Source organism: Enterobacter cloacae complex sp. HYC080_NIDB, assembly GCF_056673325.1.
Map to the genome: position 1 here is coordinate 3,313,261 of NZ_CP114212.1, position 21,377 is coordinate 3,334,637.

Consider the following 21,377-nt stretch of genomic DNA (forward strand, 5'->3'; position numbering starts at 1 on the left):
TTGAAATATGCGGACGGGTGCCGATATTTTCCTTGAACTTCTGGAAAGAGAAGACGTAGAAAATATATTTGGTACTCCAGAAGAGCAGCGTGGTTGCCATTGCCGACGGCTATGCCAAAGCCTCGGCAAAACGGGCTTTATCAATTTGCATACCGCCAGCGGTCCTGGTCACGCCATGGGTGTCCAGTCCGGAGAAACCAACCTGATTGAAATTGCCATTTCCTCAGAGTAATTATCCGTTCCAGCTGTACCCTACATACAAGACTTATAACCTAAATGCCTCAAGCCGCTGAATCTGCCGCCCTTCTGCGTCAAAATTCTCCGCAGCCAGCCAGGCGCACAGCTCCGCGTTTCTTTGCGGCCATTCGCCATCAATAATGGAGAGCATATCGCTGTCGCGGTTACGCCCTTTGCGCACAAGTTTCTGACGCAGGCGACCTTCCCAGACAAAACCCAGCCGCTCCGCCGCATTGCGCGAGGCAATGTTCATTGAATCGCATTTCCATTCCAGTCGACGGTACTTATGCTCAAAGGCATTTTTCAGCAGCAGCCACACCGCCTCGGTACCCAAACGCGTGCCCTTCATTTTGCGCGACCAGGTGACATGCCCGATTTCCACCGAGCCGAGAAACCGCTCAATCGCCATGTAACTCACCAGCCCTACCGCCTGTTCAGTGCGTAAATCGATTACGGCAAAGGGCACCAGATCGTCATCCATCACCTTTCCCAGCACCCAGTGCGCAGTGGCCTCAACGCTTTCCGGCTGAGTGCTGGCAAGCCACGTCCAGTCACTGTCATCACCCAGCGCGTAGGCTTCGTATAAATCAGCCGAATGGCGATCGGTATCCAGCGGCTCCAGTCGGCAATACTGACCGGTAAGTGGGGTGCGGGTTAAGATCCGGGCGCATTTCCAGTCTGGAACAATATCGTTAACGGTTTGACCATGTTGATTGATTTCGGGCACGGCGGTGACTCCCTGAAAGGTAAGGAGTTTGTTATAGCAGGTTAAAAAGCGGACGAAAAGCAGCGCATTCTAATAGCCTTAGCGTATGCGTTATTCCCGGAAGGCATAAGCAAAGCTGAATTTCGACTTTGCGGAATGTCTTAGTCGACCTAACGTAGCGGAGCATAAAACAATCACAATAGAGTTATTTCAGGGATCGCTATGACAAAAAAACTGTTGCCGTTACTGGTGCTGGCCGCGCTCTCAAACGCAGTCCACGCCGCTACTCCGCCGAATACGCTGGTGGTTGCCCAGGGGCTTGATGACATCGTAAGCCTCGACCCGGCCGAAGCCAACGAGCTCTCCAGCATCCAGACCGTACCGAGCCTGTATCAGCGTCTGGTGCAACCGGACCGCGATAACCCGGAAAAAATCACGCCGATTCTGGCGGAAAGCTGGGAAGCCGACGCGGCAGCAAAAACCTTGACCATCAAGCTTAAGCCCGATGCGAAATTCGCTTCCGGAAACCCACTGCGCCCGGAAGACGTGATCTTCTCGTATACCCGCGCCGTGACGCTGAACAAATCCCCGGCGTTTATCCTCAACGTGCTGGGCTGGGACGCGAGCAACATCGCCAGCCAGCTGAAAAAAGTGGATGACCATACCCTCCAGCTTCACTGGACGGCGGACGTTAGCCCGTCGGTGGCGCTGAATATTCTCTCCACGCCGATTGCCTCCATCGTCGATGAAAAGCAGGTGGTGGCGAACGTGAAGGACAACGACTTCGGCAACGCCTGGCTGAAAATGCACTCGGCAGGCAGCGGCGCGTTCAAAATGCGCGTTTATCAGCCGCATCAAGCTATCGTGCTGGAAGCCAACGAATCGGCTCCCGGCGGCGCGCCGAAGCTTAAAAGCATCATCATTAAAAACGTTCCCGATCCGGCTTCCCGTCGCCTGCTGATCCAGCAGGGTGATGCCGACGTGGCGCGCGATCTGGGTGCAGACCAGATTAGCGCCCTGGAGGGCAAGCCGGGCGTGAAGGTGCTGAGCATTCCGTCCGCCGAGCAAAATTATCTGGTGTTTAACACCGGCAACAGCGCTAACCCGCTGCTCAACAACCCGGCGTTCTGGGAGGCTTCACGCTGGCTGGTTGATTATGAAGGCATTACCAAAAACCTGCTGAAAGGCCAGTATTTTGTGCATCAGAGCTTCCTGCCGGTCGGTCTGCCGGGCGCGCTGGAAGCGAATCCATTCACGTTTGACCCGGCTAAGGCGAAAGAAATTCTCGCCAAAGCGGGCATTAAAGACGCGCACTTCACGCTGGACGTGGAGAACAAGCCGCCGTTTATCACCATCGCCCAGTCCATGCAGGCGAGCTTTGCTCAGGGGGGCGTGAAGGTCGATCTGCTGCCCGCTGCCGGGAGCCAGGTCTATGCCCGCGTGCGCGCAAAGCAGCATCAGGCGGCGATTCGTCTGTGGATCCCGGACTACTTTGATGCGCACTCTAACGCCAGCGCCTTTGCGTGGAACGATGGCAAATCCAGTACCGTAGCCGGTCTGAACAGCTGGAAAATTCCCGAGCTTAACAAAGCCACGCTGGCGGCGGTTGCCGAGCCGGATCCGGCGAAACGTCTGGATCTGTACAAGAAAATGCAGGAACAGCTGCAACATAGCTCGCCGTATGTGTTCGTCGATCAGGGCAAAACCCAGATCGTGGTGCGCGATAACGTGAAGGGATATCAGCAGGGCTTGAACGCGGACATGGTCTGGTACGATCGCGTCACGAAGTAGCCTTTGTTGCCGGGTGGCGCTGCGCTTACCCGGCCTGTGTTCTCGGTTTTGTAGGCCGGGTAAGGCGAAGCCGCCACCCGGCATGAAGAGATTTCCCATGCCACATCTTTCCACCCGCGTGCTTCAGGCTCTGCTGACTCTGCTGCTCACGCTTTTCGGGCTGCTGCTCGTCACGTTTGCGCTCTCGGCATTTTCACCGGTCGATCGCGTGCTGCAGATCGTCGGCGATCACGCCAGCCAGTCCACCTACGATCAGGTTCGCCACCAGCTCGGGTTAGATCGCCCCCTGCCCGTGCAGTTCTGGCACTACCTGCAAGACCTTGCCCACGGTGATCTGGGCACTGCCAGCGCCACCGGCCAGCCGGTGTTGCAGGACTTGCTGCACGCTTTTCCCGCCACGCTCGAACTGGCTACGCTGGCCTTAATCATCGGCGCCGTGCTCGGCGTGATTGCCGGGGTGCTGTGCGCCCGCTATGCCGGTTCGCCGCTTGATTTAACGCTCAGAACGCTCACCCTGCTCGGCAACTCGGTGCCGATTTTCTGGCTTGGCCTGCTGATGCTGGCCCTGTTCTACGCGAAGCTGCAGTGGAGCGCGGGTCCCGGCAGGCTGGATGACATCTGGCAGTTCACCGTCGAACCACGCACCGGCTTTGCGCTGGTGGATACCTGGCTTTCTGGCGATCGCGAGGCGTTTCGCAATGCCCTCAGCCACCTTGTGCTGCCGGTGCTGCTGCTGGCCTATTACTCGCTCGCAAGCATTACCCGCCTGACGCGCTCCGCCTGTCTGAGCGAAATGAACAAAGAGTACATCCTGCTCGCTCGCGCCAAGGGGGCCGGGGAGATGACTATTCTGCTGCGCCACGTGCTGCCGAACATTCGCAGCACCCTGCTGACGGTGATTGCGCTGGCCTACACCAGCATGCTGGAAGGTGCGGTATTAACGGAAACCGTCTTCTCCTGGCCAGGCATCGGACGCTACCTCACCACCGCCCTGCTCGCCGGAGACACTACCGCCGTCATGGGCGGCACGCTGCTGATTGGCATCTGTTTTGTGCTGATCAATAACCTTACCGACCTGCTTGTGCAGGCAACCGATCCCAGGGTGCGCTGATGCCGTTTTATCTCTTTATACGTCGCCTGCGACGTTCTCCTGCCGCCTTTTGCGGGTTGATTGCCATCGTGCTGCTGATGGTGATCGCCCTGTTCGCCTCCTGGCTTGCACCGGTTGACCCGAACTGGCAGGACGCCGCCTCGCGCCTGCAGGCACCGAATAGCCAGCACTGGCTCGGCACCGACAGCTACGGGCGCGACCTGCTCTCGCGCCTGATTTACGGCACCCGTCCGGCGCTCGGGCTGGTGGCCTTAGTGACGGTCATTACCCTGCCCACCGGGCTGCTGGTGGGGATCCTGTCCGGCTACTACGGCGGCTGGATGGAGCGCCTCCTGATGCGCTTTACCGACGTGGTGATGTCGATGCCGCGCCTCATCCTTGCGTTCGCGTTTGTGGCGATGCTGGGCCCAGGGCTGGTCAACGGCGCGCTGGCGCTGGCCTTAACCACCTGGCCTGCTTATGCACGTCAGGCGCGAAGTGAAATTCAGCGTCTGCGCCACAGCGATTATCTGGCCGCTGCCGAGATGATGGGAATTCGCGGCCCGCGCCTGCTGGTCGGCCATATTCTGCCGCTGTGTCTGCCGTCTGCGATTGTGCGGCTGGCGCTGGATCTGGCCGGCATTATTCTGGCCGCCGCCGGGCTCGGTTTCCTCGGCCTTGGCGCCCGTCCGCCAATGGCTGAATGGGGGGCAATGATTGCTGACGGCATGCAGGTGATTTTCGACCAGTGGTGGATCGCCGCCATTCCCGGCGGAGCCATTCTGTTTGCCAGCCTGGCCTTTAACCTGCTAGGCGATGGCCTGCGTGACGTACTGGAGCCGCAACATGACTGAACACCGCGTTATCGTCGATGCGCTGAATATCGACTACCCCGCCGCACGCGTGGTCAACAACCTGAGCTTTACGCTTGGCAACGAGCGTCTGGCGCTGGTGGGTGAATCCGGCTCGGGTAAATCGATGTCTGCCCGCGCCCTGATGGGGCTGGTACGTAAGCCCGGCATGGTGAGCGCCCGGCAACTTAACGTGCTGGGCAACGATCTGCTGACCCTGAACGCCCGCCGCTGGCAAGCGCTGCGCGGCAACGGGATTGCGATGGTTTTGCAGGACCCGCGCTACGCGCTCAATCCGGTGAAAAGCGTTGCCGCTCAGCTTGACGAGGCGCTCACGCTGCATCAGCGCCTGCCCCGTTCAGAACGCGTGGCGCGCATTCACGACATCATTCGTGCTGTCGGACTGAGCGAACATGTGCTTCAGCGTTATCCCGGCGAACTTTCCGGCGGCATGGGCCAGCGGGTGATGATTGCGATTGCGCTCATCAACAACCCGCAGGTGCTGATTGCCGACGAACCGACCTCAGCGCTGGACGCTCGCCTGCGCAACCAGATCCTCGAACTGCTGGTGCAGCAGTGTGAAGCGCGCCAGATGGCGATGCTGTTAATCAGCCATGACCTGCCGCTGGTGGCGGAACACTGCGACCGCGTGCTGGTGATGTATCAGGGCGAAAAGGTAGATGAGATGGCGGCAAGCCACCTCCCTCAGGCAACGCATCCGTATACGCGCACCCTGTGGACCTGCAGGCCAAATGCCAATACCTTTGGGCAGATGCTGCCGACGCTCGACCGTTCGCAGCCGTGGAAGGAGGCGAACGATGGCGCTCGTTGAGGTTAACCAGGTTCAGGTCACCTTCGGGGAAAAGACGGCGGTCTCTGCCGCCAGCTTTACCATCGCGAAAGGCGAAACCTTCAGCCTGATCGGGGAATCCGGCTGCGGGAAATCGACCCTTCTGCGCGTGCTGGCGGGGCTGCAGCGCGAGTGGCGCGGGAACATTACGCTACTGGGAGAGACGTTAACGCCCGGGCGACGTTTTCAAGGCACGCTGCGTCGCAACGTGCAGATGGTGTTTCAGGATCCGTGGGCGTCTTTGCACCCGAACCACACCATTGCACGCACGCTGTCGGAGCCGTTGAACATCCATGGCGAAACGCAGATTGCGGAAAAGGTGGCGGATGCGCTTAAACAGGTGGGCCTGTCTGCCGATGCGGGGAAACGTTATCCGCACCAGCTTTCCGGCGGCCAGCGTCAGCGCGTGGCGATTGCCCGTGCCCTGCTGTTGCGCCCGCAGCTTCTGCTGCTGGATGAACCGACCTCGGCACTAGATATGTCCGTGCAGGCGGAAATTCTTAACCTGCTCAACCGCCTGAAAGCCGCCCACGACATGACCTATCTTCTGGTGAGCCACGATGCGGACGTGATTGCCCATATGTCCGACCGGGCGGCATTTATGGCACACGGGGAGATCCAGAAGGTGTTTGATCGGGAGGCGATGTTACGGGGCGAGCACAGGATGGGGTAAACGGGTGCGGCTGTGCCCGGTGGCGCGATGCTTACCGGGCCTACGTTTCGTGCCGCGTTGAGGGTTTTTCGTAGGCCGGGTAAGGCATCGCCGCCACCCGGCAACAAATCACTTCAGCAGCTTGACCGTAGCGTCAATGTCAATTTCATCTTCGGTAAAGATCAGCGTCGTGTTCTGGAAGGTCGTGATCGCCAGCTTCTTCACGGTGCGCATTTCACCCGATTTTACCTCGGATTTCGGTTTAATGCTGTTCATCAGCAGACCCACCGACAGCACCGCGTTTTCTTTGTCGATTTTGGTTTCAACCGGCTCTTCTTCGCTGAACACCACGAAGGATTTGATCGAGGTGAGCCTCACGCGCTCGCCCGCAATATAGAGGTGTTTACTCTCGGGGATCACCTTCACCGCATAGGCGGAAAGGCCTTTATTATTCGTCGTCGGTTCGAACGTCACCGCCGCATCTTTCTTAATCAGATCAGGGTTGGCGACCTTAATCACATGAAAATAGCGGTTATCGCCGTTTTCATCTTTGATAAATCCAAAGCCTTTATCTTTAAACCACGTTGTGATTGTTCCGTTCATCGCTGTTACCGCCTGTCAGATCGTAATGACTAAAGTTTTGCAGCGCGCAGTGTAATGCACAATGGCTAAGGAGACAAAAAAAAGCCCCTGCACGGGGGCAGGGGAAAACTCATGTCAGAGCTTATTAGTATTTAGTTGAACACCATCCCACCATCAATCAATAAGGATTGCCCGGTCATGTAATCAGAATCCGGCCCGGCGAGGTATGAAACGCAGGCGGCGACATCTTCCGGCTCGGACAAACGACCCAGCGTAATGCGTTTGGCAAAAGTTTCCGTCCCGTAGCCAAGCGGTTTGCCCGCCGCCTCGGAGACCTGACGGTCGATTTCTGCCCACATCGGCGTTTTGACGATGCCTGGGCAATAGGCGTTAACGGTGATGCCCAGCGGAGCAAGGTCTCGCGCTGCGGTCTGGGTTAAGCCGCGAACCGCGAACTTGCTGGAGCTGTACACGGCCAGTTCCGGGTTGCCGGTGTGGCCTGCCTGGGAGCAGGCGTTGATGATCTTCCCGCCGTGCCCCTCTTTGCGGAACGCGTCGATGGCAGCCTGAATACCCCAGATCACCCCTTTCACGTTGATGTTGTAGACCTTGTCGACAATCTCTGGCGTGATGGATTCGATAGGCGTGGACGGCGCAATCCCGGCGTTATTAACGATGACGTTAAATCCGCCCAGCGCGGTGCGCGCTTTTTCCACCGCCGCAAACACCTGCTCGCGGTCAGAGACATCCACCTTCACGGCGACGGCCTTGCCGCCGTTGCGGATGATTTCATCGGCGACCGCTCTTGCCGTCTCATCGTTATAGTCGGCAATGGCAACGGCAAAGCCATCCTTCACCAGGCGCAGCGCAATCGCTTTACCAATCCCCTGGCCTGAGCCGGTTACGAGAGCAACTTTTTGCATTTCTCTGTCCTTATATTGAGTCACAAAATCTGGCTGAGATGGAGCTGGCCCATCAGCAGCGGGTTATCGCTGTAGTCGACGGGAATGGCCACCACGGCCGGGCCATCGACATCCATCGCCGCGCGCAGCGTCGGTTCGAGCGCTTCAGCACTCTCCACGGCAAAGCCTTTCGCGCCGAAGGCATCGGCATAGACTTTGAAATCGACCGGGCCGAACTCGACGCCGGAAAGGCGCTGGTATTTTTTCTCTTCCTGGATCGCCACCATGTTGTAGGCGTTATCCACCCAGATGATGTGCAGCACGTTGGCGTTGAGGCGCACCGCGGTTTCCAGCTCCATGCTCGACTGCAGGAAGCCACCGTCACCGGAGACCGATACCACCTTGCGGCCCGGGTTCACCAGCCAGGCACCAATCGCCCACGGCAGGGCAACGCCCATGGTCTGCTGGCCGTTGGAGATCATTACCTGACGCGCGCGGAAGCTGTAAAGGTAGCGGGCGATCCAGATGTGGAAGCTGCCCATATCGACGGTCAGGGTCACGTCGTTATTGACGATGTCCTGCATGGCGCGCACGATGCGCAGCGGGTGCAGAGCAAACTGGTTGAGCGAGGCGCCGCGACGATCGAGCAGATCCCGCTGATGCTGACGATCGACCAGGATTTCAGAGGCGCGCTGGCTCAGCTCCAGCTTATGCTCGATCCGGCTGGCAAGCAGGTTCAGCGTTCCGGCGATATCCCCCACCAGCTCAAGATCCGGCACGTAGTTACGCTCTTCATAGGCAGGCAGCACGTCAATGTGCACCAGTGTGGCGTCGCCGCTGTTCCACATAGACGGCTCGTACTCCACCGGGCTGTAGCCGATGCAGATAATCAGATCCGCCAGATGCAGTAGTCGGTCGCCCGCCTGGTTATTGAACAGGCCGACACGTCCGGCAAAGCGGGTAAAGTTCTCCTGGTTCACCGCCCCGGCGGCCTGATAGGTGCTGGTGACAGGGATACGGCTTTTCTCCAGCAGCTTACGCAGGGCATCGCTGTTCGCGGGCTGGCTGGCCATCAGGCCAAGTAAAATGACCGGGTTTTTAGCGTTTTCGATAAGCTTCGCCACGTCGTTAATCGCAGACTCCGGTGCCGGACCCATCAGCGTCGCACCGCTGGCGGGTAAAATCGTCCCCGTCGCAGGCTGGTCGACGATATCCTGCGGCAGGCTGACGAACGCGCCCCCCGGCCTGCCGTGCTCGGCGGCGCGAAACGCGTTCGATACCACCTCGGCAATCGCGTCCGGCGAGCTGACTTCGACGGCATATTTGGTCACCGGGCTGAACATGGCGACGGTGTCCATGCTCTGGTGCACCAGCTTCGCTTTATCCGCGCGTTTGACCGCCCCGCCCAGGGCGACCACCGGATCGCCCTCGCTGTTGGCGGTGGCAATGCCGGTGATCAGATTGGAACAGCCGGGGCCGGAGGTCACCAGCGCCACCCCGGCTTTACCGGTCAACCGCCCTACCGCTGCCGCCATAAACGCCGCATTCGCTTCGTGACGCACGGGTATGATCTCGATGGAGGAGTCCAGCAGGGAGTCAAACACTTTGTCGATTTTCGCCCCCGGGATCCCGAATACCTGCTTCACGCCCTGCGCTTCCAGCTGGCCGACAACCATATCGGCGCCATGCGCCCACTGACGTGACTGTTTCTCACTGTTCACGGTAGTTCTCCTGTTAGTTTTCGACGGAACGGATCGCGGCATCCAGATTGCTCGGGTGAAGGTTGGCCTGTAAGAACGCGCTGTCGGCGGGCAGGTCAATCATGAGCTTGTGAATTTCGCCGAAGGTGAGCACACCACTCTCAAGCTGATAGTCGAGCAGGTGTCCCCCGCCCTGACGGTCGTCAGTAATAAAATGCTCGTGATAACCGGCCACGTTAATGCCCTGCATATGCTGCGGGGTGCGGAACCCGACCAGCACGCCCTCGCGCTGGTTGAAGCGGAACACCGGCTGGTCATCCAGCACGTCGGTCATCGCCCGGTACGGCGGCGTCTGGCGCGGTACGGTGCGGGTGTGGGCGTGGCGGAAATTACCGTCGATACGCAACGCACAGAACAGGTTATCGGACGGGATTTGCTGGTCGATCACATCGTGGATCTGCTGACGGCTGACCGGCGTATCAAAGGTTTTACGGTACTGCGGCTGAAACCAGGTCATCACCGCGAACGGCGTTTTCTGTTCCGGCTTCGCAGCCCGGGCGCTGCCGTCGGCACGCAGCTGGTATACCTGGCTGCTGAAGGCAATCATTTCGCCATCCAGTTCGTTGAACGTACCCAGGCCAAAATCACCGTGTGCCAGCAGATCGGCGATGGTGGTCTCACCTTCGTAGACGCCGCTTAGCAGGGCGCTCATTAGCGATGTTTGATAGATCACGCTGTCAGGATGCTGGGCGGAGAACCCACGCAGGGTCTCGCACAAGCTGGCCTCACAGTCGCAGGCAGATGAATGCATCATCATGCTCGTCCTCTTCAACTTTATTTAGAAAGGTTAAATAAATGTTGACCCGATTCAGCAGAGAGTTCCAATATAGAAACCATGCTGGTTTGAGACGTTTTAGATATGGAACTTCGTTATCTGCGGTATTTTGTCGCGGTTGCACGCGAGCGACACTTCACCAAAGCAGCCAAAGCGCTGGGCATTTCACAGCCACCTCTGAGTCAGCAGATCAAACGGCTCGAAGAGGAAGTGGGCACCCCGCTGTTCAGGCGTCTGACGCGAGGCGTAGAGCTGACCGAGGCGGGAGAAGCCTTCTATGAGGACGCCTGTAAGATCCTGGCGCTGAGCGACGCCGCGCTGGAGAAAGCGCGCGGCATCGCGCGCGGGCTGAACGGCAGCCTGTCGATAGGCATCACCAGCTCCGACGCTTTTCATCCTCAGATTTTCGCGCTAATCCGTCAGTTTCAGGTGCAGAACATGGCGGTGCAGGTTCATCAGGTAGAAGCCAATATGTCGTCGCTGACGACGATGCTGGCGGACGGTGAACTGGATATCGCCTTCGTGCGCCTGCCGTGCGAAAGCAGCAAGATGTTTGAAATCAAAATTCTCGACCGCGAGCCGATGGTGGTGGCGCTGCATCGCGACCATCCGCTGGCGGAGAGCGATTCGCTGGCCTTAGAGCAGCTGCGGGATACACCGGTGGTGCTGTTCCCGCAGGAGGTCGCGCCGGGATTGTATGACCGGGTTTACAGCTACTGCGAGCGGGCCGGAATCGACGTGCAGCATGCGCTGCAGGCGTCACAGCTTTCATCTTCGCTGAGCATGGTTTCCGCGGGCGGCGGATTCGCGCTGGTGCCGAAATCGATGGCGGCCATTTCTCCGCCGAATGTCACCTATCATGCGTTGAACTCACCGGAACTTTATACCGATATCGCGCTCTGCTGGCGTCGGTTTGAGCGTTCGCGGACAGTGAAGCGGTTTTTGACGATGATGAGTGAGGGGTAGCGGCTGTATAGGTTTTTGTAGGCCGGGTAAGGCGTAGCCACCACCCGGCAACATAGACTCCGTCGTTAAATCCAGACGTCGTTTTCTGCGGTGCGATCCCCGCCTTCGTGTCCGGTATTCAGGACCCCACAAGGTTCTATCATCATCATTTTTACCGTTGTTTCAGCAGACGTTTTATGTTCAACGCCTTTTGGCACAACGTACATTTCCCCTGGATTGACGAGCACATGTCCGTCACGAAAATCAATACGTAACACACCCTCAACTACGATGAATGCTTCATCGGTTTCCGGGTGCGCGTGCCATATAAAATCACCCGATATTTTGACGATTTTAAACTGATAGTCGTTCATCTGGGCGATGACTTTCGGCTGCCAGTGTGCGTCGAAGAGAGAAAACTTATTTTCCAGATTAACAGGTTGATACATGGTGACATTCCCTATGGTTGAGAAACGTCCAGGATAGAATAAGGTCGGAGTGCCGGTCTTGAACGATCGTGCAAGTCAGGCAGGGTTACCTTTGATGAATTTTTGCCAACGCCCCGGTGACATACCCAACGTTTTGATGAACTGACGAGTCATGTGGCTTTGATCTGAAAATCCCGAAGCAACGGCAGCCTCAGCAAGCGACAGGCCCGCCTGAATCAGGCGCCGACAGTACTCAAGACGACGCATGGTCACATAGCGATAAGGACTCGTTCCATAAAGCGCACGGAAGTCCCGACTCAGGCTCCAGCGATCTCTGCCACTTACGGCGGATAAGGTATCCAGCGTAATGTTCTGAATGAATTCAGTGTGTATATATTCGCGCGCGCGTTCTGCGGAGTGATAATCCACGCAATTCCGGCGAAAACGTTGCCCTCCCACAACGGCCAGCGTGTGGGCGAGATCGTAGAGCGCATCGTCTTCTTCCAGCGTATCGAAAGATTCTTCTGGCGCTTTTAACAGCGGTTCGGTCGCTGCAAAAAGCCGGGGATCGGATGAAATGCCGCCGGGAATAAACGGCAAAGGCTTTCCGCCCAGGATTTTTTGAATTAACGCCGGATCGATATACAGCATCCGATACTGGAATCCGTCGTTCGTTCCCGCCTCTCCGTCATGTATTTCGTCAGGGTGCAGGACCATTGTCCCGCCCGGCAAGCTATGTTGTTTACTCCCCCGATAGTGAAAACTCTGCACCCCGGATAAGGTCCGTCCTATGGCGTAAGTGTCATGACGATGCGGCTCATAGCCATGTCCGCTGAAATACGCCTCTATGCGCTCTATTTTTCCGGGTTGTTGCGCCAGTCTGACCCAGTCTTTGTTGGCTTTTGCATTCGACATAGCTGACACCTGATGCCCAGTGAGGGTGAAACAACACCATAAACGCATCGAGTGGAGTTTGGAAAGTCGTTGTAGGCATCGCGGGGTCGGAGAGCACCCTCTCAGCGCAGGGCAATCAGATGCAGAGTGACAGGATGCTAACGCATCCTGGCTCCCCATCCTCACTAGACTCCTGCTTCAGGCATTACTCCATGCGGCGGAATACGCAGAACTAGACTTTCGCCTCCGCACGCATTGCGGCCTGCACTGCGGGGCGGGTACTGATTTTTTCTCTGAATGCCAGTAGTGCTGGCCAGTCGTTCAGTTCAATTGAGAAGAACGTGCACCATCCCAGCACGGTGAAAAGATAGGCATCCGCCACGCTGAACGACGAGCCTGTCAGATAAGCGTTTGCGGAAAGCGTCTCCTGAAGAAAACAGAACCGCCTGAACAGCTTCTCACGAAAAATGGATTTGACCTCTTCGGGCAGTTGGCGGTTAAAAAGAGGTGCCGATCCCGCGTGTATTTCGCTGGTGATAAAGTTAAGCCATTCCTGAAGCCGCACTCGCTCCCAGCTGTCTGCTCGCGGTGCCAGCCCGCTTTCTGGCTTGAGGTCTGCAAGATACTGCAAAATGGCTGGCCCCTCGGTCAGGATTTTCCCGTCATCCAGTTCAAGCGCGGCGACATAACCTTTGGGGTTGATGGTCAGGAAGTCGCGCCCGTCAGCGGTAAGCTTGCTTCTGTTATCTACTTTAACCAGTTCGAACTCAATCGCCAGTTCGCGAAGCACAATATGGGGTGAAAGTGAACAGGTGTCCGGGGCGTAATAGAGTTTCATAATCTCTCCGTTAAAGCTGTGAGGGGTGACACTTCGGTTTGAATACACTGTGCTTAAAGCCGCCTTCGCTGTAAAATTAATGATCCATAAATAAGCCATTAGCTGAGCTACTGATAAATATGATGAATCTTTTACACTGGCGCTTACTGGTTGCCGTGGCCGATGCCAGTAATATTTCGCGTGCCGCTGAAGAGGTCGGCATGACGCAATCGGGTGCCAGCCAGGCGATCGCTCAGTTAGAGGCTTCATTAGGATTTGCGGTATTCACGCGTGAGCGACGCCACGTCGGCGTGACTGCCCAGGGTGAACGGGTGGTCAAAGAAGCAAGGAGCATGCTGGCGCGGCTGGACGCCATCCGCGTACTGGCGGATAAGAGCCGGGGGCTGAGTGGCGGGCGCATTCGTCTTGCCAGTTTTCCCTCGGTGACAGCCACATTTTTGCCAGGACTGCTGCGCGACTTTAAGCGCCTGCATCCTGAAATTGAGGTGGTCGTACTCGAAGGAACGGACCAGGAGGTCGAAGAGTGGCTGGCGGCAGATACGGTTGATGTGGGTGTGGTCATGAACCCTGTTCCCGGACGTGCTGAAGCGATCTTAGGACAAGATGCATGGGTCGCGGTGTTGTCGGCCAGTCACCGTCAGGCTCGCTATGTACGTTCGCGCGGCATCACGCTTGAGGAACTGGCGGACCAGCCCTTCGTGCTCGCCACGGGCGGTTGTGCCGTCAACGGAGAAAGCCTGATGGAACAGGCTGGTTTGCAGCTGTCTGATGTACGTGTGACCGTCCGCGACTGGATCAGCGCCTGCTTGCTGGTACGCGAAGGCATGGGCGTCACGCTGATACCAGAATCCGCCCTGCCTGGTGAATTACGCGGGTTGTGCGTCGTGCCCGTGACGCCTTCACTCTGCCGGGAATTTGGGCTGGTTTGTTCGGCGGCGGGAAAATCTTCCCAGGCAACGCAGGCGTTATTAGAAGGGTTGCTCAAAATGAAAAGATCTGCGTGAAGGCGTAACCGCGGTGCAAACAGTTCCCGGCGGCGCTGCGCTTGCGCGGGCCCACGGTTCGTGTCGCGGGTAAGCTGATTGGCGGCGTTGTAGGCCGGGTAAGGCGTAGCCGCCACCCGGCAATGCCCTTCTGGAAGCCGCCTCGCAAACCTGCAAGCAACCTTATGTAATTCAGGTGTATCGCTTTTCTTCCCTTCTTCACGGTCGTAAAGTGCCTGCGTTGCGGCACATCCGTAACCGGGCGTAGGAACCCGTTAGCATAACATGACTTATTTTGGACAATTAGGATGCTAAATGGCTACTACCCCTGAAGTTTCTTACGCGTTCTGTGAAGAAAGCGCAGTTCATCACCTTATCAATACTACAATTTCCGATTCTGCGGATCTCTTTGAATTGGTCGATACCTGTACCGCGTATGTCAGCGTGCTGGTGGACACTGACGACGCGGTGACGGTTAAAACGCTCTGCAAGCGATTGCTGGCTGCGTTGAAGCGGCTGCGGGAGTGCTGTGATGCTGAACTGCCGTCGTATCTGGTTGAACAGTTAATAGCAGGGGAAAAGATGACCTCCTGCGTGCCGGACTGCTGGCAGGAGACGACGCTGCAAGTGGACTATGCGGTGGCGTTAACGCTGGCGGTGATGGGCGAGACACTGCCTGCAAGCGTGGCGAAAGAACTCGTCGGACTGCTGCATGATATGGTCTGGCTGCTGGCGGAGTTTGTGAAGAAGCCTTATATTACGGCGCATTGAGGCGGGTGATGAAGGGCCGGGTTCTGCTTGATGAAAAACAGGATGTCGTCCTTACGCAAAATGCAATTTTGTTTGTTGAATGTCTGATAAGAGCGAGAAACGGACGTTGATTAGATTATGGGGCTAGTGAACATCGAGAAATATACCCAAAATCATGCTCGTTGATTTTGGGCTTTGGATACCTTTCACATCAATATAAACCGCTTCCAGGCCGCAAATATAACTGCTTCAGAAGATTAATTTATCCTGCTTTTTTGTCCGCAACCCGTTAATAATACCTAAAAATGCAAGCCCAACGGGAACAAGGGATCCCCACAGGACGGCGTTCCAGCCGTAGAGACTGAGCAGGGCCCCTGAAGAAAATGACCCAACAATCATCACCCCAAACACCACAAAATCGTTCAGGGACTGGACCTGGGTTTTCTCTTCGGGTCGGTGATATTCAATGATCTTCGCCGATGCGCCGGTGAAGCCAAAGTTCCAGCCCAGACCCAGCAATATTAACGACAGCCAGTAGTGGAAAATATCGGTTCCACCGAGTCCGGCCAGCACAGAGCATGCCGTGATAAGCAGACCCGCAGCGGCGATACGCATAGCCCCAAAGCGGTTAATTAATTTACCGGTGAAAAAACCGGGACCGTACATGGCAATAACATGCCACTGGATACCGAGATTTGACGCCTGCTGAGAAATGCCGTGCATGTGCATCGAGAGTGGTGCTGCTGTCATCAGGAAGTTCATCACCATATAGGTTACCGCACCGCTGAATACGGTTCTGGCAAACCCCGGCTGTCGGACTATTACGCTCAGAGGTCGTCCACCTGTTCCAACCGTGCTGACGGAATCTATCGTTTTCACGCCTTTAAGAATGAACGCTGATATAACGGCCACGAGCGCCTGGGCGATGAACGTGACGGCAAAGGTATGAGGCGGCCAGAGGTGCATCGTTCCGGAAACCAGCATAGGACCAACCACGCCAGCTATCACTCCTCCCCCCATAACCAGCGACAGGGCCCGGGCCCGGCGTTCGGGCGTAACGCCATCCGTTGCGGCAAAACGAAAGCTTAGCGCGACCGCCGCATAGGCACCGCCCATAAATGCAGCAATGCAGAACAGCAGGAATGAGCCGATGAAGACGGCCAGAGCAGCCGTCAGGCCGGTGATGACGCCTGCTCCGGTGCCGACCATAAAGGCAGTTTTACGACCATTTTTCCGCGCCAATGAGCCTAACGGCAGAATGCAGGCTGCCATCCCCAGAACAAACATGGTGATGGGCAGCGTGGCCAGTGAGTTGCTGGGTGCAATCGCGTTACCCACAATTGCCCCTGTGGCATAAAAGACGACGGAGTTAGCACCGGCGAGAGCCTGTGCGGCCGACAGGCGTATAATATTATTTTTCTGATCTGCAACGGGCAGGAAATGTTCTGCGGACATGTGATTAATTATCCTGATTCATGGTGAGCACTATCCGGTATCGCGCCAGACCCTGCTTCACTCTGCTGAGCGCCTCATTTGCCCTTTCAAATGGCAGCAGTTCAGTGACAGGCAACGTCTGAAAGAGGTGGCTGAACTGTAGTGCGCGCTCGGTTTGCGCCGGTGTGCTGACGAAGGATCCTGTCAGGGTGCGTTCAGCGCCGATCATCATACCCGGCGCGACCTGCACCGGCGTTTGTCCGGTACCCAGCAGGATCCCTTTTCCCCGGGGAGCGAGGGCGGACAGAAGGGCTGATACCGTTTCTGAAGCCGGTGCCGTTGCCACAATAAAATCCACACCGCCGTCATTTTTCAGACGTTCTGATGCGCTTTCCTTAAGTGTATCGATGTAGTGATGCGCACCCAGCTCAATGGCCGCTCGTTCTTTTTCATTACCCCGCGCAATTACGGTCACCTCAAAGCCCATTTTACGGGCGTACTGAACGGCCATGTGGCCAAGGCCACCCATTCCGAGAACCGCCACTCTGTCACCCGCTCTGGCGCCAGAATTACGCAGTGCGTTGAAGGTTGCGGTACCGGCGCAAAGGATCGGCGCTGCATGTACGGAAGAGAGCGCGGAGGGGATGGCTATCAGCGCGGTATGCCGCATGACAACGTACTCTGCGTAGCCGCCATCGCAGCTGAGTCCTGGCGTAAGCTGGTTTTCACAGAGGTGAAAAAGCCCGCTGCGACAGGGTTTGCAGTGCTGACAGTATCCCCCCAGACGCCCGATGCCAACCCGCTGACCGGTTTGCCAGATATCGGGTACCCTGTTCCCCTTCCGGGCAATAAATCCGACAATTTCATGTCCCGGTATACGGCCGGGCTGGCCCGCCTGCGGCGCTTTTTCCGCGTCCCGGAGATCGGCACCGCATACGCCGCATGCTTCAATTCTGATGAGCACCTCATCCGGGCCTGGAGCGGGTACCGGCCGCTCTGTCATTTCCAGCACCCCGGGGGCAACGATCTGCATAGCGTGATATTTTTTATTCATATATTGCACCGGAAAAATTAGGGATATCAGATGGCAAGGGCGACGAGAAAACGGGATACCATGTTATAGGCGGCGACAGTGGCAACCGCTTCCACGGTCTCTTTTTCACCTAACAGGCTTTTCAGCGCCCCGATGATGTTCTCCTCAACCACGACGTTCCGTGTGGACTGGTCCGCAAGATGTATCAGCAACGTTTCGGTGTCATTAAAGATGTGTGGCACGGAGGATAACCGCAGGGCTTCTGCTTTTTCAGCCGTTCCGCCTGCATCCAGATAGGCAGGGTAATGCACGTTCCATTCAAATTCTGCTTTATTCAGCCAGGCAACACGCAGCATGATCAGTTCCCGATATTCAAGGCTGAACGAAAATTCCTGACGTACCCGTACCATCAGTTCGTTCCAGCCCGTGGCCATGGGGGCACTCTTCAGTAATACCCGGTCAATAGCTATCAGTTTTCCGCCGGGCCGACGGGCCTTTATCGCGTTGAGAAGATTGGCGTCAACGGGCTCTTCATCCTGCCAGGGGGTTACTCTTGGTGTGGTCATATCATTTTTTCCTGTTGAACAAAACAATCCAGCCGCGTCAGCTCAGTATTAAGTCACCTTCGATCAGCATATTCTGGGCCAGTAACCACCGGTTCAGGGAGGAGTCAATCACCCGCTGATGGACCCCTTCAAACTGATGCACCGTGCCGCTACCGCTTACGTGGATGACATACACAAGCCTGCCGGAGGCATCCTCTGCAGGTCTGTCACCGGAGGCAGGTATACCCTTCGGAAGGTGCCCGTCAGTGTGAATTTCAAGATGCGTAAGGGCGAGACCTTCAGCCCTGGCTTCGAGAATAAAGGCGGCCATTATGCAGGCGTTAAACGCAGCGAGCATCAGCTCCTGGGGGTCAGGAGCCAGCCCTTCTCCACCCAGCGAAACCGGTTCATCGGAATCGATAACATGACTTTGCAGGGCAGACGGAGCGTTGTCTGCGGAAAAGGACTGGCAGAGCGTCCGGCTGGCCATGCCCCCCTGCCACGAGGTGACAAGGTCATAATGCGCAGTCTGGATTTGCATAATTACTCCAGTGCTGCACGCGGGTGAGCGCGTGCGGCATGGTTATCAGGCGTTACGGCCAGCCATCACACCGCCATCAATATCCCAGATAGCGCCGGTGACCCAGCCTGTCTTGTCAGAAAGCAGGAAAGCAACGGTTTCCGCGATATCGACCGGGGTACCCACGCGGCCGATCGGGTGGAAGCTGTCAAAGCTGTTCATCACGTCCTTCACGTCGTCTTTCGGAATGAAGCCTTCGTAAATCGGCGTGTGAACAACGGCCGGAGACACCGCATTCACGCGGATCCCTTTTTCACCCAGCTCAATGGCCAGGTTTTTGGTCAGCGCGTGCAGACCCGCTTTCGCCATTGAGTAAGCTGAAGACGGCGTGGCGCCGATGGCCTGCTGTGCCCACATGGAGCCGATATTAACGATGGAGCCTTTAATGCCGGCCTCGATCATATTGCGCACCACGTCACGGGTAATAAAGAATGTCGCGCGGTTAATGCTCATATACATGTCATAGTCTGACGCTTCATGCTCGGTGAACGGTTTCGGGAAAAATACGCCAGCCGCATTGACCAGCAGGCTGATATCTTTGTGTTCGGCGTTAATGGTGTTCACCACGTGCTGCATACCTTCTTCTTTCATCAGGTCGGCAACGATGATAGAAACCTGACCATCAGCAGCCAGCGCCTGGCGGGCCTGCTCGGCTTTGTCCTGGCGATTGCCAACCAGCACAACGCTGCCACCGTTTTTCAGAACCAGCTTCGCCGTTTCGAAGCCCATACCGCTTGTACCACCGACCACTAACAGTTTTTTACCGGCAAAAGATGCGTTCATCGCTAACCTCTTTGAATTCATATGGTTGTCATTGATGAAAAGCCGCGCTCCTCATCGTGTGAAATCAGAATGCCACCCGGGCCCCTGATTGACGACTGAGAAGAAATTGCGACTCAGGAAAGAAAATCTTTCTCGCTGGCGTATACTGAGGAAAATTATGAATCAGGATGACCACAATGCGATCGCTAAACCGACTTAAATGGCTGCACGCTTTTGAAGCCACCGCCAGGCATGGCAGCTTTACCGGCGCGGCTCAGGAACTGGGCGTTACGCCCGCCGCAGTAGGCCAGCTGGTGCGCTCGCTGGAAGACTGGGTCGGGCACCCGCTTCTTCACCGCACCCGCTCAGGAAAAGAGCGGCTGACGCTGGTTGACGAAGCGCAGGAGGCACTCCAGGACATCACGCAGGGGCTCGACAAACTGGAAACCGGATTAAACAAGCTTCGTGGTCGCCGGTCGCGCTCGGTGGTGGTGGTGACGGCTTCGCAGGTACTGATGATGAACTGGCTGATGGACCGTCTGAACCGGTTTGCGGAATCCCATGAGAATATCGATTTGCGGCTTAACGTGACGGAAAAACTGATGGACGTGTCGCACGGCGAGGCGGATATCGGTATTCGCTGCGGCCAGGGCGACTGGCCAGGCGTGAATAAAACCTGGCTGATGGATGAGGAAGCGGTACTGATCTGCAGTCCACACCTGGTGCCGTCCGGGAAAATGGCCTGCAGTGAATGGCTCGCCACACAAAAACTCATTCATGATGACACGCCCCACCCGGGGGCTGATTTTCCGTCATGGAATGATGTCCTGATGGAGGTCGGTGCCCCCGAAGCGCTGGAAAGCGGGCTGCATATTAACTCCACCTCAGCTGTGATCCTGTCGGCCCTGAGCGGCAGGGGCGTGGCCATCGTGCGATACGCTCTGGTGAAAAAACTTATCGAAACCGGACAGCTGGTTCAGCTGCATCCTGACCATCGGTGGCCGCTAAAGTGGTCTTATTATGTGGTGACCCCGCAGCAAAAAGTCATGCGTGATGAAGTGAAAGTTTTCCACGACTGGCTTCTTCAGGATGTCGTCTCGGATCCTTCATAAACTGCCCACTCAGGCATTACGCTGCTCCTGCAATCACGCTGGGCGCGTAATGCTTATTCCCTGCCAAACCACGACATAGAATTTCTTCTCTGCTCCGCAAGATTATCTGATTTGTTGAAGCTGTCTGGCTTTCTGATAATCGCCCTCAACGAAAGGTAATACAGGCCGGGTTTTTAAACGGGCGTGTTACCTCAACCCTGAGCGAAGGAGAGAACGATGGCTTATCTGCAAATCCCCCTGGATATCAGTAATGAAAACCGTGCGGCAGCCGCGGGGGTATACCAGAAATACAAAACCCCGTTTCTGACCACCATCGAGGGTGCCACCTCTAAAGAGCTGCTTGTCCGTGATGAGGATGTCCAGGTGCTGCACGGCTTTACGACTGTAGCGCAGGCATACCTTGACAGTCCGCTGTTCACGCAGGATGTCGTTGCAGGATTAAAACCCTATTTAAACAGCGCACCTGACGTACGTATTTTCGACGTCATGGAATGACTTTTCTGAAACAAACAACAACCGGAGTTTTCAATGTTCTTAAACTGGAATGAATATCGCAGTGGCCTGCTTGCCACCATCGGCAAATTTGCCAAACTGCAGCCAGAGTTTATGAAAGGCTTTCAGCAAATGGATAAGGGGGCGTCAGAAAACAAGCACCTCGATCCCAAAACCCATGAACTGATTGCCCTGGCGGTGGCCGTCACCACCCGCTGCGACGGTTGCCTGGCCGTACACGTGGACGCTGCGGTCAAGCACGGTGCCACGCGCGAAGAGATCGCCGAAGCGCTGGCCGTTGCCATTAACCTGAATACCGGCGCAGCGTTGACGTACACCGCGCGTGCTCTGGATGTGTACGATAATCTGCCGAACAAATAGGCCT

General features: G+C 56.6%; 24 protein-coding genes. 11 read left to right on the forward strand and 13 right to left on the reverse strand.

Annotated elements, in window-relative coordinates:
* Positions 1–265 precede the first annotated feature (265 nt).
* On the reverse strand, positions 266–964 hold the full coding sequence (locus O1723_RS15800) for a GNAT family N-acetyltransferase (protein WP_014882926.1): 699 nt from the start codon (positions 962–964) through the stop codon (positions 266–268).
* A gap of 201 nt (positions 965–1,165) precedes the next feature.
* Here O1723_RS15800 and O1723_RS15805 point away from each other — a divergent pair, with 201 nt between their 5' ends.
* The 5 genes from O1723_RS15805 (at position 1,166) to O1723_RS15825 (ending at position 6,198) form a co-directional block, all read left to right on the forward strand.
* Positions 1,166–2,734 carry an ABC transporter substrate-binding protein gene (locus tag O1723_RS15805; RefSeq protein ID WP_014882925.1) on the forward strand — a complete coding sequence of 523 codons (1,569 nt, stop codon included), beginning with the start codon at positions 1,166–1,168 and terminating at the stop codon, positions 2,732–2,734.
* Between the two features lie 97 nt (positions 2,735–2,831).
* Positions 2,832–3,845: an ABC transporter permease gene (locus tag O1723_RS15810; RefSeq protein WP_248190750.1), complete on the forward strand. Its 1,014-nt coding sequence runs from the start codon at positions 2,832–2,834 to the stop codon at positions 3,843–3,845.
* The gene (locus O1723_RS15815; protein ID WP_023336877.1) at positions 3,845–4,678 is read left to right on the forward strand and encodes an ABC transporter permease; all 834 of its coding nucleotides are present in this window, start codon (positions 3,845–3,847) and stop codon (positions 4,676–4,678) included. Before O1723_RS15810 ends, O1723_RS15815 begins: the two co-directional genes overlap by 1 nt.
* Positions 4,671–5,507, forward strand: coding sequence for an ABC transporter ATP-binding protein (locus O1723_RS15820; protein ID WP_248190751.1), 837 nt, complete (start codon positions 4,671–4,673; stop codon positions 5,505–5,507). The genes O1723_RS15815 and O1723_RS15820 overlap by 8 nt, the downstream gene beginning before the upstream one ends.
* Positions 5,494–6,198, forward strand: a complete 705-nt coding sequence (locus O1723_RS15825) for an ABC transporter ATP-binding protein (RefSeq protein WP_014882921.1) — start codon at positions 5,494–5,496, stop codon at positions 6,196–6,198. Before O1723_RS15820 ends, O1723_RS15825 begins: the two co-directional genes overlap by 14 nt.
* A gap of 108 nt (positions 6,199–6,306) precedes the next feature.
* On the opposite strand, the gene O1723_RS15830 is transcribed toward O1723_RS15825, so the two are convergent.
* From O1723_RS15830 to budA, 4 genes are all read right to left on the reverse strand, one after another.
* On the reverse strand, positions 6,307–6,780 hold the full coding sequence (locus O1723_RS15830) for a cold-shock protein (RefSeq protein WP_479983840.1): 474 nt from the start codon (positions 6,778–6,780) through the stop codon (positions 6,307–6,309).
* A 131-nt stretch (positions 6,781–6,911) separates the two neighbouring features.
* A complete protein-coding gene (locus tag O1723_RS15835; protein ID WP_014882919.1) occupies positions 6,912–7,682 on the reverse strand; it encodes a (S)-acetoin forming diacetyl reductase in 771 nt (256 codons plus the stop codon).
* Between the two features lie 20 nt (positions 7,683–7,702).
* The gene (alsS, locus tag O1723_RS15840; protein WP_226862280.1) at positions 7,703–9,337 is read right to left on the reverse strand and encodes an acetolactate synthase AlsS; all 1,635 of its coding nucleotides are present in this window, start codon (positions 9,335–9,337) and stop codon (positions 7,703–7,705) included.
* 58 nt (positions 9,338–9,395) lie between these two features.
* Positions 9,396–10,175: an acetolactate decarboxylase gene (budA, locus tag O1723_RS15845; protein WP_014882917.1), complete on the reverse strand. Its 780-nt coding sequence runs from the start codon at positions 10,173–10,175 to the stop codon at positions 9,396–9,398.
* Positions 10,176–10,280: 105 nt separating this feature from the next.
* Between budA and O1723_RS15850 the strand changes: the two genes are divergently transcribed.
* Complete coding sequence (locus tag O1723_RS15850; RefSeq protein WP_014882916.1) at positions 10,281–11,162, forward strand: LysR family transcriptional regulator; 882 nt, start codon at positions 10,281–10,283, stop codon at positions 11,160–11,162.
* A gap of 65 nt (positions 11,163–11,227) precedes the next feature.
* On the opposite strand, the gene O1723_RS15855 is transcribed toward O1723_RS15850, so the two are convergent.
* The 3 genes from O1723_RS15855 to gstA form a co-directional block, all read right to left on the reverse strand.
* Positions 11,228–11,590 carry a cupin domain-containing protein gene (locus O1723_RS15855; protein WP_014882915.1) on the reverse strand — a complete coding sequence of 121 codons (363 nt, stop codon included), beginning with the start codon at positions 11,588–11,590 and terminating at the stop codon, positions 11,228–11,230.
* A 75-nt stretch (positions 11,591–11,665) separates the two neighbouring features.
* Positions 11,666–12,484 (reverse strand): AraC family transcriptional regulator, encoded by an 819-nt coding sequence (locus O1723_RS15860; RefSeq protein WP_023336875.1) that lies wholly within the window; start codon positions 12,482–12,484, stop codon positions 11,666–11,668.
* 211 nt (positions 12,485–12,695) lie between these two features.
* Positions 12,696–13,301, reverse strand: a complete 606-nt coding sequence (gstA, locus tag O1723_RS15865; protein ID WP_023336874.1) for a glutathione transferase GstA — start codon at positions 13,299–13,301, stop codon at positions 12,696–12,698.
* A gap of 119 nt (positions 13,302–13,420) precedes the next feature.
* On the opposite strand from gstA, the gene O1723_RS15870 reads away from it, so the two are divergent.
* Entirely contained in the window at positions 13,421–14,305 is an 885-nt protein-coding gene (locus O1723_RS15870) for a LysR family transcriptional regulator (protein WP_014882912.1), read from the forward strand.
* A 294-nt stretch (positions 14,306–14,599) separates the two neighbouring features.
* Complete coding sequence (locus O1723_RS15875; RefSeq protein WP_014882911.1) at positions 14,600–15,055, forward strand: hypothetical protein; 456 nt, start codon at positions 14,600–14,602, stop codon at positions 15,053–15,055.
* Between the two features lie 228 nt (positions 15,056–15,283).
* On the opposite strand, the gene O1723_RS15880 is transcribed toward O1723_RS15875, so the two are convergent.
* From O1723_RS15880 to O1723_RS15900, 5 genes are read right to left on the reverse strand one after another with little or no spacing between them, the layout of a single operon-like run.
* Positions 15,284–16,489 carry an MFS transporter gene (locus O1723_RS15880; RefSeq protein WP_023336873.1) on the reverse strand — a complete coding sequence of 402 codons (1,206 nt, stop codon included), beginning with the start codon at positions 16,487–16,489 and terminating at the stop codon, positions 15,284–15,286.
* Positions 16,490–16,493: 4 nt separating this feature from the next.
* A complete protein-coding gene (locus tag O1723_RS15885) occupies positions 16,494–17,522 on the reverse strand; it encodes an alcohol dehydrogenase catalytic domain-containing protein (protein ID WP_014882909.1) in 1,029 nt (342 codons plus the stop codon).
* A 26-nt stretch (positions 17,523–17,548) separates the two neighbouring features.
* On the reverse strand, positions 17,549–18,067 hold the full coding sequence (locus O1723_RS15890; protein ID WP_023336872.1) for a carboxymuconolactone decarboxylase family protein: 519 nt from the start codon (positions 18,065–18,067) through the stop codon (positions 17,549–17,551).
* Positions 18,068–18,104: 37 nt separating this feature from the next.
* Positions 18,105–18,587: an OsmC family protein gene (locus O1723_RS15895; RefSeq protein ID WP_014882907.1), complete on the reverse strand. Its 483-nt coding sequence runs from the start codon at positions 18,585–18,587 to the stop codon at positions 18,105–18,107.
* A 45-nt stretch (positions 18,588–18,632) separates the two neighbouring features.
* Positions 18,633–19,409 carry an SDR family NAD(P)-dependent oxidoreductase gene (locus tag O1723_RS15900; protein WP_014882906.1) on the reverse strand — a complete coding sequence of 259 codons (777 nt, stop codon included), beginning with the start codon at positions 19,407–19,409 and terminating at the stop codon, positions 18,633–18,635.
* 176 nt (positions 19,410–19,585) lie between these two features.
* Between O1723_RS15900 and O1723_RS15905 the strand changes: the two genes are divergently transcribed.
* The 3 genes from O1723_RS15905 (at position 19,586) to O1723_RS15915 (ending at position 21,373) form a co-directional block, all read left to right on the forward strand.
* Positions 19,586–20,500, forward strand: a complete 915-nt coding sequence (locus tag O1723_RS15905) for a LysR substrate-binding domain-containing protein (protein ID WP_014882905.1) — start codon at positions 19,586–19,588, stop codon at positions 20,498–20,500.
* Positions 20,501–20,716: 216 nt separating this feature from the next.
* Positions 20,717–20,995: a hypothetical protein gene (locus O1723_RS15910; RefSeq protein ID WP_014882904.1), complete on the forward strand. Its 279-nt coding sequence runs from the start codon at positions 20,717–20,719 to the stop codon at positions 20,993–20,995.
* A gap of 33 nt (positions 20,996–21,028) precedes the next feature.
* Positions 21,029–21,373, forward strand: coding sequence for a carboxymuconolactone decarboxylase family protein (locus O1723_RS15915; RefSeq protein ID WP_007712977.1), 345 nt, complete (start codon positions 21,029–21,031; stop codon positions 21,371–21,373).
* Positions 21,374–21,377: the final 4 nt, after the last annotated feature.